The following is a 12,742-nucleotide window of genomic DNA, read 5'->3' as shown; positions in this document are numbered from 1 at the left end:
TATGGGAGAGGGACCGTCAAGCCGGGCGGATCAGGCTCAACAACGAGCCAGCCGCGCCTGCGCTTTTTTAAGGTGAGGTCGGTCGATCATCTTGCCATCCAATGTCAGAACCCCCGCGCCGGGATTGGCCGCAAAGGCATCGACCACCGCCCGCGCCCGCGCAATCTCCTCTTCCGACGGCGTAAAGGCGGCATTGATCACGGGCACCTGGTCAGGGTGCACGGCCATCATGCCCAGAAAACCGTCGCGCGCACCCCGCTGCGCATAGGCCGCGAGTCCGTCCAAATCCCGAATCGCCGGATAAACTGTCTCGATCGGCGGCACATCAGCGGCGCAGGCGGCAAATAGCGTGAGCGCGCGCGCTATCTCATAAGGCGGCGTATAGCTACCATCGGCATGCCGCGCGGAAAGGGCACCAATCGCGGCGGGCAAATCCTCCGCACCCCAGGTAAGGCCCGCCAACCGCTCCGGCACATCACCATATTCACCCAACCGGAAGATCGCCTTGGGCGTTTCCGTGGCGATAGGCAGGATTAGCGCCCGGCCATCGCCTCTCTTGCGCAATCGCTCGTCCAGATCCCTGATCGACGCCGCGCCCTCTGCCTTGGGCAACATGATCCCGGCCGGGCGGCCCTCAATCACCGCGTCGAGGTCCGCATCCGTGAGTCCGCCGTCGAGCGGATTCACCCGGACGAAAAGCATGACTTCGCTGTCCGCAGCTTCCTTCAGAAACGCCGCAACCTCGTCCCGCGCTCCCGCCTTGGCACTGATGGCAACGGAATCCTCAAGATCGAGGATCAGCGCATCCGCGCCGCTTCCCAACGCCTTGCGCATCCGCTCGGGCCGATCGCCCGGTACGAATAGCAATGATCGCAAGCGCCGCGACCGGGGGGTTCCAGTTTCATCGCCCATCAGGCGGCTACCTCCTGCTTGATCAGGCCATAAAGCGTCGTGCGCTGGCGGGCGAAACGGCCAGCCGCCTCGGCCGTGCGGTGCATACGCTCCACATCGAAAAATTGGCCATGCGCGCCACCTGCCGCACGCGTGATCGACTCGTCCATCAACACTCCTCCCAGATCATTGACCCCCGCGCCAAGTGCCGCGATCACGCCTTCCTCACCCAGCTTCACCCAACTCGCCTGAATGTTCGGAATAGCACCATGCAGCGCGATCCGCGCCACCGCCTGCATCAGCATCGCCTCGCGGAAGCTGGGGCCAGACCGCGCCTTGCCCTTCCGCCACATCGGCGCTTCCATATGGACGAAGGGCAGCGGCACGAACTCGGTAAAGCCGCCCGTCTCTGCCTGAAGGTCGCGCACCACCCGCAGATGCCGCGCCCAGTGGCGATAATCATCGACATGCCCGAACATGATCGTCGCGGTGGTTTTCAGGCCAACCCTATGTGCGGCGCGCATGACTGCCACCCACTCATCCGCCGACAGCTTGTCCGGGCAGATGATCGCCCGCACCTCCTCATGTAGTATTTCGGCCGCCGTGCCCGGCAAGGTCGACAGCCCCGCCTCCTTCAACATCGCCAGATAGGGTTCCAGCCCCATGCCCAGCGTCGATGCCCCATGCGTAATCTCCAAAGGAGAAAAGGCATGGACATGGATGCCCGGTGCAGCGTCCCGCACCGCCTTCACAATCGACAGATAGGTGTGGCCGTCATAGTCCGGATGGATGCCGCCCTGGAGGCATATTTCGGTCGCGCCCCGCGCCTGCGCCTCTGCCGCACGGCGGCCCACTTCGTCCAGATCGAGCCGGTAGGCAGGTCCCCGCAGCGCCTTCGCCGTCCCCTTGGAAAAGGCGCAGAAACCACATTTAAAGGTGCAAATGTTCGTATAATTGATGTTGCGGTTGATGACATAAGTGACCGCGTCACCCACCGCCTCGCGCCGCAATGTATCGGCGGCATCCATAACCCGCCGCACATCGGAACCCGTAGCCAGGAACAGCGTGACGATCTCGCTCTCGTCCAGCCCCCGGCCCGCCGTCGCCTTGTCCAATATCGCATCGATCCGCTTGGCCGACAGCGTCTGCCCCGAAAGTGACAACGGTGGCGGCGCCTCACTCGCTCCCGCACGCCACCGCTCGACGATAGGCAGGCCCCGCGCATCCACCGCCCGCCGGACCTTCAGCGCGATGTCCGGCTCCAGCCAGCGCTCCGGCTCCTTGGCGTAGACCGGCCCCACCGCCAGCCTTTCGGTCAGCACGCGCCCGGCCGCCGCCGTCGCCGCGCCAAGCGCCATCAGATGCGGCCAGGGTGCTTCCGGGTTCACATGATCGGGCGTTACCGGAGACACCCCGCCCCAGTCATTGACCCCCGCGCGCATCAGCGCCGCAAGGCCATCGGGCTGGAGATTAGGCGGCGCCTGGATCGTCATCTCCGGCCCCAGGATCAACCGCGCGGCGGCGACCGTCCACAGATGCTCTTCCAGCGGCGGCTCGACATGATCGGCCATCCGCGTCCCCGGCTTGGCCCGGAAATTCTGGATGATAACTTCCTGAATATGCCCATGCCGCGCATGAACGTCGCGGATCGCCAGCAGCGCCTCGATCCGCTCCATCCGCGTCTCGCCGATGCCGATCAGCAGCCCGGTGGTAAAGGGCGCCCGCGCGCGTCCCGCCGCCTCGATAGCCGCCAGCCGCACCGCCGGAACCTTGTCGGGCGAACCATGATGCGGCCCGCCCTTGGCGCACAGCCGCGCCGCCGTGCTTTCCAGCATCAGCCCCATGGATGCGGCGACCGGCCGCAGCATCGCCAGATCAACGTCACCCATAATGCCGGGGTTAAGGTGCGGCAGCAGGCTGGTCTGCGCCAGCACCGCAGCCGCCGCCTCACGCAGATAGCTGAGCGTCGTGTCATGACCCAGCCCCGCCAGCCCATTCCGCGCCACCGAATAGCGATCCTCCGGCCGGTCCCCCAGCGTGAACAGCGCCTCTCGGCATCCCGCCGCCTCCCCCGCGCGCGCAATCTCCAGCACCTGCTCGATCGACAGATAGGGCGCGCCCGCATTGCGCGGCGCCTTGGCAAAGGTGCAATAATGGCAAACATCACGGCACAGGTGCGTCAGCGGGATGAAGACCTTGCGCGAATAGGTGACGGTCGCCCCGAACGAGGCCAAGGTCATCGCCTCGGCCTGCTCGATCAGCGACTCCACCGGCTCCCGGATCAGCGCTTCTATCCTCATTCCTCGCCTCTTATTATCCCCGTCGATTGCACAGTAGCGTATAGCTTGGCCCTGCAACCGGGTGGCTCAGCTTTACCGCCCTGACCCTTGCGGCCCACCAAATCAAGCTTTTGACGCCCTGGATGCCAAGATCACCGATTTTCCCCTTGCCCCGGCGGCGATCCCATGCACAAAGCTTGCCAATTGCCTCGGCCACGCGGGTATTTTACTTGGCGCTAACCATGTCGCAGCAAGGGTGAGTAATGGACGACGTCGTGATTCAGGATAGACAAAGCGCCAGCACGCGCATGTCCGCTCAGGAAGTGAGCGACGGACTGTCCGTCGTCTCCATCGCCAAAAGCTATGACAAGCGCGCCGTCCTGACCGATGTCTCGCTGACAGTCGGGAAGGGTGAGGTTGTAGGCCTGCTCGGCCCAAACGGCGCGGGCAAGACGACCTGCTTCTATTCGGTCATGGGCCTGGTGCGCCCCGATCATGGCCGCATCATCCTTGACGGAGAGGACATTACCGGCCTGCCCATGTACCGCCGCGCTATCCTGGGCCTTGGCTATCTGCCGCAGGAAACGTCCATCTTCCGCGGCCTCACCGTCGCCCAGAATATCAGCGCCGTGCTGGAACTGGCGGAACCTGACAAGTCCGCCCGCGACGCTCGCCTTGCGCAATTGCTCGACGAATTCGGCCTCACTCGGCTCGCCAACTCGTCTGCCATGGCCCTGTCCGGCGGTGAACGCCGCCGCTGCGAAATCGCGCGCGCCCTCGCTGCCAATCCGTCCATCGTCCTGCTCGACGAGCCTTTCGCGGGGATTGATCCCTTGTCCATCGCCGACATTCGCGACCTTGTGAAGCAGCTCAAAACGCGCGGAATCGGCGTCCTCATCACCGACCATAATGTGCGTGAGACGCTGGAAATCGTCGACCGCGCCTGCATCATCTATGGCGGGCAGGTGCTCTTCACCGGCAGCCCCACCGAACTCGTCGCCAATGCCGAAGTCCGCCGCCTCTATCTGGGCGAGAATTTCTCGCTCTGAAATGACTGGCCCCAGCCCTTCCCTTCAGCATGACGGCAAGGGCTCCGGCTGATGGCGCTCGGGCCTCGTCTCGACCTGCGGCAAAGCCAGTCGCTGGTAATGACGCCGCAGCTTCAGCAGGCGATCAAACTGCTGGCCCTTTCCAATCTCGAAATCGACGCCTTCGTCGCCGCCGAGCTTGAAAAAAACCCGTTGCTGGAGACGGGCGCCCCCATAGACAACGCGCCCGCCGCCGATGGCATAGACGCGCAGATCGACCTTCCTGCCCTAGCCCCCGAAACGGGCGCGATCGACGCCCTGATCGGTCAAGGCCGCGCCGAATCCGACGCACCGCTCGACGTCGATTATGGCGCGGAAACCTTCATAGACGATGGCCCGTCCGACCGCGCCGTCAGCGCCATCGGGTCTGGTGGTTCCGACATGCGTCAGGGCGGCGGCGAAGCGATCGACTTCGACAGCTTCGCCAATCCGGAAATCGGCCTTCAGGAACATCTGATGGATCAGGCGCGCAGCGCGCTCGATGGCATGGACCTGCTCATCGCCACGCAGTTGATCGGCCAGATTGACGAGGCAGGTTATCTGGAGGCCAATCTTCTCGAAACCGCCCACGCCCTCGGCGTCCCACTTGCGCAGGCGGAACAAGTTCTGGACGTCATCCACAGCTTCGATCCCACGGGTGTCGGCGCGCGATCGCTGGCCGAATGCCTGACGCTTCAGGCCAAGGAGGCGGATCGATACGACCCCTGCATGGCGAAGCTGCTCACTAATCTCGACCTGCTCGCCCGTGGCGCCATCCCCCAACTGCGTCGCATCTGCGGCGTGGATGAAGAGGATATGGCCGACATGATCCGCGAATTGCGCGGCTATGACCCAAAGCCCGGCCTGCGCTATTCCACCGATCGCGCCGCGCCGGTGACGCCCGACCTGTTCGTCAATCCGGCGCGCGTCGGCTGGTCGATCGAAATCAACAGCGCGACCCTCCCCCGCCTGCTCATCAACCGCAGCTATTATGTGGAACTCGCGTCCGGCCCGCAAAACCGCGCGTCAAAGGCGTGGCTCGCCGACTGTCTCGCCAGCGCCAACTGGCTGGTGAAGGCGCTCGACCAACGGCAAAAGACGATCATCAAGGTCGCGACTGAAATCGTCCGCTCCCAGGAAGATTTCTTCCGCAAGGGCGTCGCGCACTTAAAGCCCCTGACGCTCAAGATGGTGGCCGAAGCCATCGGCATGCATGAATCGACCGTCAGCCGCGTGACATCGAACAAATATCTGTCCTGCCCGCGCGGCGTCTATGAACTCAAATATTTCTTCACCAGCGGCATCGCGGCGGCCAGTGGCGACGGCGCGGTTTCAGCCGAAGCGGTGAAAAGCCACATCAAGGCCCTGATCGCTGCCGAAGCGCCCGACGCGATCCTGTCAGACGACACTCTGGTCGATCTGCTCCGCGCCAAAGGCATGGACCTCGCGCGCCGCACCGTAGCGAAATATCGGGAGGCGCTAGGCATCGGCTCGTCAGTGCAAAGACGGCGACAGAAGGCGCTTCAGGGCAAAGCCGCCTGACCCGCCTCGCTCTCAACCTCCGTTCGCTCAAAAATGTCACCACCCCAGCTTCATCCTGAACTCGTTTCAGGATCCATCTTGCCCCACAAAACTGCGGCACCTGGGGAGAAATGGATGCTGAACCAAGTTCAGCATGACGTTTGGGGAGATCTCCGCCCCAAGCCCTCAAACCAACCCCAACCGCGCCAACTCCCCCAGCATCGCGGGCGGCATAGCGTCCAGATCATCCACTTCGCCCGACCCGAGATCCGGCGGCGCATCCTTCTCCTCCAGATAGCGCCACCCCTGATGCGCCCGCTTCGCCGCACCCCGCACCGCGATCAACCGGGGCTCCAGCCTGATCCAGAAACGTCCCTGCCCCGTTTCCTGAAATCCGATCAACGGACTACGCCCCACCAGCCTGTGCTGATGTATCCAGTAAAGCGACCCACCCTCCATCTCCGCCACCCGCTTGGGCAAATAGCGCGTGGTCAATCGCGCCTCTTCGCCATGACTTTCCAGCCAGGCACGCAGCGTCGCAGGGCTTTCACTGCCAAAAGCGATCTTGGTGAGATGGAGCGGCATCAGCAGAAGATGGGCGCTGAACGCGAACGGTCAAGCCCCGTCACAAACCCCAGATCGTCGCCAGCCCAAGGAAGGAAAAGAAGCCCATCACATCGGTCATCGTCGTGACGAACACCGCCGAAGACACCGCTGGATCGATATCGAACCGATCGAGCGTCACCGGCACCAATATGCCCGCCAACCCCGCGACCAGATTGTTGATCAGCATCGCCATGGCAATGACAAGGCCAAGGTCATGATTGCCGTAGATCAGCCCCACCGCGACGCCGATCAATATCCCCAGCGCCGTACCGTTGGCGCTCGCAATGCGGAATTCACGCGCGATCTGCCGGATCGTGTTCGAACTGGTCAGCTGATTGGTCGCCAGCGCGCGCACGGCCACTGCCATGGTCTGCGTCCCCGCATTGCCACCCATGCCGGACACGATCGGCATCAGCACCGCCAGCACCACATATTTCGAAATGGTGGTCTGAAACAGCCCGACCACCGAAGCGGCCAGCACCGCCGTGCCCAAATTTACCACCAGCCAGGAAAGGCGCGTCCGCACCGTCTCCAGGATTGGCTGGTTGATGTCGCCTTCGCCCGCACCGGACAGGCGCAGGATATCCTCGCCCGCTTCTTCGGAAATGATGTGGACGATGTCATCGACCGTGATCATGCCGACCAGCCGCCCGCTCGCGTCCACCACGGCGGCGGAAATCAACGCATATTTCTGGAAGCGCAGCGCCACTTCCTCCTGATCCATATCGACCGGGATCAGCGTCTGCTCGCGCTTCATGACGTCGGCCATCGCGATGGAACGCGGGCAGGTAAGTATCCAGCTCAACTGGCAGGTGCCGATAGGCTTATGCGCCTCGTCCACCACGAATATTTCCCAGAAATCCGTAGTGAGGTCGCGATTGTCGCGCAAATAGTCGATCACTTGCCCGACCGTCATATGCTCGGGCACCGCGACCAGGTCGCGCTGCATCAAACGACCGGCGGATTCTTCCGGATAGGACAGCGCGTTTTCGATGGCCGCCCGATCTTCCGGCTCCATCGCATCAAGGACGGCCTGCTGGTCGGCCTCCTCCATATCCTCAATGATCGCGACCGCGTCGTCGGTGTCCAGCTCGGCGGCGAATTCGGCAACCTGCTTGGGCTCCAGCGCATCGAGCAGGTCGTCGCGGACATAGTCGTTAAGCTCGGACAGCACCTCCGCGCCGACCAGATCGCCCAGCGCCGCCGCCACTTCCCCGCGCCGGTCGGACGGAGTCAGCTCCAGAAGGTCGGCAATGTCGGCGGGATGCAGCGGCGAAACCAGTTCGCGCGCCCGATCACGGTCCTCATCCTCCACCGCATCCAGCACGGCGGAGACAAATTCAGGCTTTAGCCGATCATCCTCGTCATGACGGGATTCCGGCTGTTCAACGATCTTGTCGTCAACAGGCAGTTCGTCCGGCCGGGGTTCGGCCATATCGGCTCGCTCGCTCATCGCGTCCCCTACTGTCCGGTTCCTGTAACATTTGGCTGCTTTTGCTCATGAATGAATTAAAAGCAATGCCCCAAAGATTGATTGAGGCGCTTCCATCCCGGTCCTAACGCTCTATATGGACCAACATTTCCCCACTCCCCCTCAAGAGGAGATTTCCATGGCAGACGAAACGCTCACCCTTACCCTCGACAGCGGCGGCGACGTCGTCATCAAGCTGCGTCCCGACCTGGCGCCCGGTCATGTCGAACGCATCTCTCAACTGGCGAAGGAAGGCTTTTACGACGGCGTCGTCTTCCACCGCGTCATCCCCGGCTTCATGGCGCAGGGCGGTGATCCGACCGGCACCGGCATGGGCGGGTCGAAGCTTCCTGACATCAAGGCGGAATTCAGCCGCGAACCGCATGTCCGCGGCGTCTGCTCCATGGCCCGCTCGTCGAACCCGAACAGCGCGAACAGCCAGTTCTTCATCTGCTTCGACGACGCTACCTTCCTCGACGGCCAGTACACCGTCTGGGGCGAAGTCACCTCCGGCATGGAACATGTAGACGCCCTCCCCAAGGGCGAACCGCCCCGCACCCCGGGCAAGATTCTGAAGGCCGCCGTTTCCTGATAAGGCGCAAGGGCGAGCGGAGCCATCTCCGCTCGCTCCAATATCAGCGTGCCGCTGAGGCGTTGTTCCCGACCTCAGCCTCACCCTCAACCGGCGCAACATAAGCTCCGATCGTCTCGATATGCCACCGCCGGTCAGCCTCGCTCGACCCCGGCACTTCGTTTACCCGGCGCAGCGTCACCTGCCGCAGCATGTACCAGGGCTTTCCATTGGCCGCGAGCCGCCCGTAAACCTGCACCGGCACCGTCACATAAAGCGACCCCGCCGCGCCCTCCATCTCACTGGGCGCCCCGACATGCGCATGGATTTCGCTGAAATTACGGAAGCGCCGAGCAAAGACCTCGTCATCCTCCGCACCAACCGCGCCCTTCTGATTCCAAAGGTCTTGCGCGTCGTCGAAGCGGCGTTCTTCCAACAGACCATAATAGCCCTGCACTACCTGCGCGGCGCCCTGCGGCCCCTTGGGATCGATCGATCCTTCCTCGATCGGCGCGGCGTCCGGCGGAAGGCCACCCGGCGTGCCCGGTTCCGGCGGCCTCAACGGTTCCAACGCCGCCTGCGCCTCGGCGCGGAAGCTGTTTTCCACCTGCGTCGCGTTGGCGCCATTGGCGAGATTGTCGATCGCACTTTCCTCCCGCCCGTCACAGGCGGCGAGCGAGAGGCATGCGATAAGCGTTACAGCGCCCCACCCAGCCCGCATCAGCGACGCAACGTCCCGCGCCAGTGATTCCCATCAGAACTGCCATTACCGGAGTTGGAACCCGAACCCGAACCTGAGCCTGATCCCGACCCGGACCGTCCACCGCCCCAACTCCCGCGCGGACTACCCGCGCGCGGCTGGCTCTGAACTGGCGGGGGAGCAGTCGTGGCATCATTACGGTCCCGCCCGCGCCAGCGCCCATCTCTCACGGGGCGTCCATCGCGATAGAGCTGGCCATCTTCCGGTCGCGCCAAACTGCCGCGCCAATGATCGCCTCGTTCATTGCGACGGCCTTCCCAATACCGGCGCTGATCATCGTTCCAGCGATGGCGGCGTCCGCCCCGGTCAAACACATAATAGCCACTGCCGGGATAATAATAATCTCCGTACCAGCCATAGCCGGGACCGTAATAGCCCGAACCGTAGTAGCCGGGGCCATAATAATCGTCGTAGTAACCACCGCCGTAATAGCCTGATCCCACGCTCACGCCGCCATAATAGCCGTCATCATAGGCGCAGCCGCCCAGTGCCACCGCACCGGCAAGGCTAATCGCAGCCAGAAACTTCTGTCCGGACCACGTCATTGCCTTTCTCCTTTTCTCCAATACAGACAGGATAACGCCCGCAGGTTGAATTGGTTGTGAATGAAAGCCAGACTCTGCTCGTCGCGTGTCGGCATTATGTTCATCCGACCTTCATCTCATTGGATAGATTAGCATTTCGGACAGCGGGCGCACGTCAAGGCGCCCGTTCTTATCGGCTCGCGCCTCCCTTTATGGGGAGGTCAGGGGTTCGGGGCGGCATGGACTGCAGCCGTCCCGAATTCCCCCACTCATCCACTGTTGCGCAACGCCGTGGCGATCGCGTTGATCGACAGCTCGATCCCTTCCTTGATGCGCGCATCATTCTCTCCGCCGCGATGGCGCTTCATCAACTCCACCTGCAACAGGTTCAGCGGCTCGATATAGGGCAGCCGCAGCCGGATTGATTCATCCAGCTTCGGATTCTTCTCCAGCAACCGCGCCTGGCCCGACGCCGCCAGCAGCCCGTCATGCGTCAGCTGCCACCCCTCACGAATACGCTCGAAAATCGCCCCGCCCGCCGCCTGATCCTCGACCAGCGGCAGATAATGCGCGGCAATCCCCAAATCCGACTTCGCCAGCACCATCTCCAGATTGGCGAGCGCTGATTGCAGGAAGGACCAGCTTTGCGCCATGTCCGCCAACAACGCCTTGTCCTTGAAAGCCTCGAACGCCTGCCCCATGCCATACCAGCCCGGCAGCATCACCCGCGCCTGCGCCCAGCTGAACACCCAGGGTATCGCCCGCAAATCCTCGATCCGCGTGCTCTTGGTCCGGCTCGCAGGGCGCGATCCGATCTTCAGGCCCGAAATCTCCTGGATCGGCGTCAGCTGCCGGAAAAACTCCTTGAACCCCCCCGTTCCATAAACCAGCTCGCGATAGGCCGCGAAAGCCGTCTTCGAAAGCTCATCCATCGCCCCCGCAAAGCGCGCCGCATCCCGATCGGAAATCCCCTCCGGCTCCAGACTGGCGAGCAAAGTCGCGCTCGTCATCGCCTCCAAATTGGTCATCGCCACATCACGCGTGCCGAACTTCGCCGCGATCACCTCGCCCTGTTCCGTGATCCGGATGCGCCCCTGCACCGTGCCACGCGGCTGCGCCTGTATCGCCGCGAAGGATGATCCCCCGCCACGCCCTACGGCACCGCCCCGGCCATGGAACAACTGCATCCCCGTCCCCGCATCCTCGAACACCGGGGCCAGCGCCTTGCTCGCCTGATACAGCGACCAGGTGGAGGTGATATAGCCGCCATCCTTGTTGCTGTCGGAATAGCCGATCATCACTTCCTGATGACCGCGCCCACGCACGACACCCGCAATCTCCGGCAGGCCAAAATAGGCCGCCATGATGTCCGGAGCCGCCTCAAGGTCGGCGATCGTCTCGAACAGCGGCACCGCCATGATCGCCGCCTGCGCCGGGCCGCTATCCTTGCCCGCGCGCCACAGCCCCGCTTCCTTCAGCAGCAGGTTGACCTCCAACAGGTCCGAAACGCTCTCCGCCTTGGAAATGATATAATGGCTGATGCAGCCAGGCCCGTAAGTCTTGTGCGCATCCGCCGCCGCCTGCACGATCGCCAGTTCGGAAGCCGTCTCCTCCGAATATTCCGAAAAGCGCGACCCCAACGGCCGGTTGCTCGCCAGTTCGCCGCGCAGCAGGGCAACCCGCGCCTCCTCATCCAGCGCGGCATAATCCTCCGCCACGCCCGCGACCTTCAGCAACTCGGCAACGACGCGTTGATGCACATCGCTATTCTGCCGCATGTCCAGCGTAGCCAAGTGAAAACCAAACGTCTCCACCGCCCGGATCAACCGCCCCAGCGCCCCGCCGGTCGCCAAAGCGCCATCGCCCTCACTCGCCAGCCCCTGCGCCACCGTAACCAGATCACGCCGCAAATCGCCCGGCAGCGCATAGGCCTCCCCGACCAAGCGCGAAGGACGCGGCGGTTCCTTCCCCACCAACGCCCGATAGGTCGCCGCCAGCCGCGCATAAATACCGGATAGCGCACGGCGATAGGGCTCATCCCCCCGGCTCGGCGAGCTGTCCCCGCTCGCTTCCGCCAGATCCAGCACCGCCTGCGGCACCTGCGCCAGTTCCGTCGATAACGACAGTTCCGCGCCCAACGCATGCACCGCGTCCAGATAATAGGCCAGCGCCGCCTCGCACCCGCGCCCCAGCGCCGATCGCAACTGCGGCGCCTGCACGAACGGATTGCCGTCCCGGTCCCCGCCGATCCAGTTTCCTACCCGCAGGAAGCTGGGCGGCCGGCCCCCCAGCACCCGCTCCCACCGCGCATAAAGCGCAGGCAGCACCGGCAGGAACACGTCGCGGAAATAGGTCAGGACATTGTCTATCTCATCCTGCACGAACAGCTTCTGCCGCCGCAAAGGTCGCGTCTGCCACAGCAGAGCGATCTGCCGCGCGATCGCCTCGTCCAGATTTTCGCCATCCTCCGTTTCTTCACGCCCGGCATCCTTCAGAAGCATCAGGTCGGCGATACGGTTCTTATGATCGATCATACTCTTGCGCCGCACCTCGGTCGGGTGAGCGGTTAGCACCGGCACGATCAGCGCATGGTCGAGCAGCGCCATTACGGCATCGCGACCAATCCCATGCGATTCGAGCCGCTCGATCGCCGACTTCACGTCGGCGTCCGGATCAGCCGCGACCCCCTGCCGGTCCTCGGCCAGATTGGCGAGCATCGAAAACAACATGAATCCGCGCACGAACGACAATGTGTCGTCCAAGCTCAGCGCCTCCAGCCCGGTATCCACCACATCGGCGCCATGAATGCCCCGCGCCCGGTCCACGGAAGCCGACCGGATATATTCCGTCTGCCTATAGAGCCTCTCGCCGCCATAAGCCCGGATCACATCGCCAAGCAGTCGGCCAAGATAACGAATGTCCGGATTTTGCGTGACCGGAGGAACAGGGGATGAAAGAGTCGCCATGAGATCGATGCTGCGCCGCAACAATCGCCCGGTCAAGCCTCCTGATGCGCCGTGCTCCTGCGAAGGCAGGAGCCCAGCTCAGAGGC

10 protein-coding genes are annotated in these 12,742 nt (G+C 63.4%); 3 read left to right on the top strand and 7 right to left on the bottom strand.

All coding sequences use genetic code 11. The annotated features are described in order from the left end of the window. Positions 1–36 precede the first annotated feature (36 nt). Together ACZ5YV_RS13580 and cofH are read right to left on the bottom strand one after the other, a co-directional pair. A complete protein-coding gene (locus ACZ5YV_RS13580) occupies positions 37–912 on the bottom strand; it encodes an HpcH/HpaI aldolase/citrate lyase family protein (RefSeq protein ID WP_464789629.1) in 876 nt (291 codons plus the stop codon). Further along, positions 912–3,191 carry a 5-amino-6-(D-ribitylamino)uracil--L-tyrosine 4-hydroxyphenyl transferase CofH gene (gene cofH / locus ACZ5YV_RS13575; protein ID WP_464789628.1) on the bottom strand — a complete coding sequence of 760 codons (2,280 nt, stop codon included), beginning with the start codon at positions 3,189–3,191 and terminating at the stop codon, positions 912–914. Before cofH ends, ACZ5YV_RS13580 begins: the two co-directional genes overlap by 1 nt. A gap of 242 nt (positions 3,192–3,433) precedes the next feature. Here cofH and lptB point away from each other — a divergent pair, with 242 nt between their 5' ends. Continuing rightward, the gene (gene lptB, locus ACZ5YV_RS13570; RefSeq protein WP_464789627.1) at positions 3,434–4,219 is read left to right on the top strand and encodes an LPS export ABC transporter ATP-binding protein; all 786 of its coding nucleotides are present in this window, start codon (positions 3,434–3,436) and stop codon (positions 4,217–4,219) included. A gap of 51 nt (positions 4,220–4,270) precedes the next feature. Further along, entirely contained in the window at positions 4,271–5,779 is a 1,509-nt protein-coding gene (gene rpoN / locus ACZ5YV_RS13565; RefSeq protein WP_464789626.1) for an RNA polymerase factor sigma-54, read from the top strand. Positions 5,780–5,944: 165 nt separating this feature from the next. Here the strand turns inward: rpoN and ACZ5YV_RS13560 are convergent, their stop codons facing one another. Next, positions 5,945–6,343 (bottom strand): DUF1489 family protein, encoded by a 399-nt coding sequence (locus ACZ5YV_RS13560; protein WP_464789625.1) that lies wholly within the window; start codon positions 6,341–6,343, stop codon positions 5,945–5,947. A 40-nt stretch (positions 6,344–6,383) separates the two neighbouring features. Beyond that, positions 6,384–7,817 carry a magnesium transporter gene (gene mgtE / locus ACZ5YV_RS13555; protein WP_464789624.1) on the bottom strand — a complete coding sequence of 478 codons (1,434 nt, stop codon included), beginning with the start codon at positions 7,815–7,817 and terminating at the stop codon, positions 6,384–6,386. Positions 7,818–7,974: 157 nt separating this feature from the next. On the opposite strand from mgtE, the gene ACZ5YV_RS13550 reads away from it, so the two are divergent. After that, complete coding sequence (locus tag ACZ5YV_RS13550; RefSeq protein WP_449469813.1) at positions 7,975–8,427, top strand: peptidylprolyl isomerase; 453 nt, start codon at positions 7,975–7,977, stop codon at positions 8,425–8,427. 43 nt (positions 8,428–8,470) lie between these two features. On the opposite strand, the gene ACZ5YV_RS13545 is transcribed toward ACZ5YV_RS13550, so the two are convergent. The 3 genes from ACZ5YV_RS13545 to ppc all read right to left on the bottom strand — a co-directional run bounded on the left by ACZ5YV_RS13545 (position 8,471) and on the right by ppc (position 12,656). Continuing rightward, entirely contained in the window at positions 8,471–9,127 is a 657-nt protein-coding gene (locus ACZ5YV_RS13545; protein WP_464789623.1) for a hypothetical protein, read from the bottom strand. Beyond that, a complete protein-coding gene (locus ACZ5YV_RS13540; protein ID WP_464789622.1) occupies positions 9,127–9,711 on the bottom strand; it encodes a hypothetical protein in 585 nt (194 codons plus the stop codon). Before ACZ5YV_RS13540 ends, ACZ5YV_RS13545 begins: the two co-directional genes overlap by 1 nt. A 248-nt stretch (positions 9,712–9,959) precedes the next feature. Beyond that, positions 9,960–12,656 carry a phosphoenolpyruvate carboxylase gene (gene ppc / locus ACZ5YV_RS13535; protein ID WP_464789621.1) on the bottom strand — a complete coding sequence of 899 codons (2,697 nt, stop codon included), beginning with the start codon at positions 12,654–12,656 and terminating at the stop codon, positions 9,960–9,962. Between the last annotated feature and the right edge of the window lie 86 nt (positions 12,657–12,742).

This window comes from Sphingobium sp. TomTYG46, assembly GCF_055396345.1.
The sequence above is the reverse complement of the archived record's forward strand: the minus strand, read 5'-3'. Positions and strand labels throughout refer to the sequence as shown.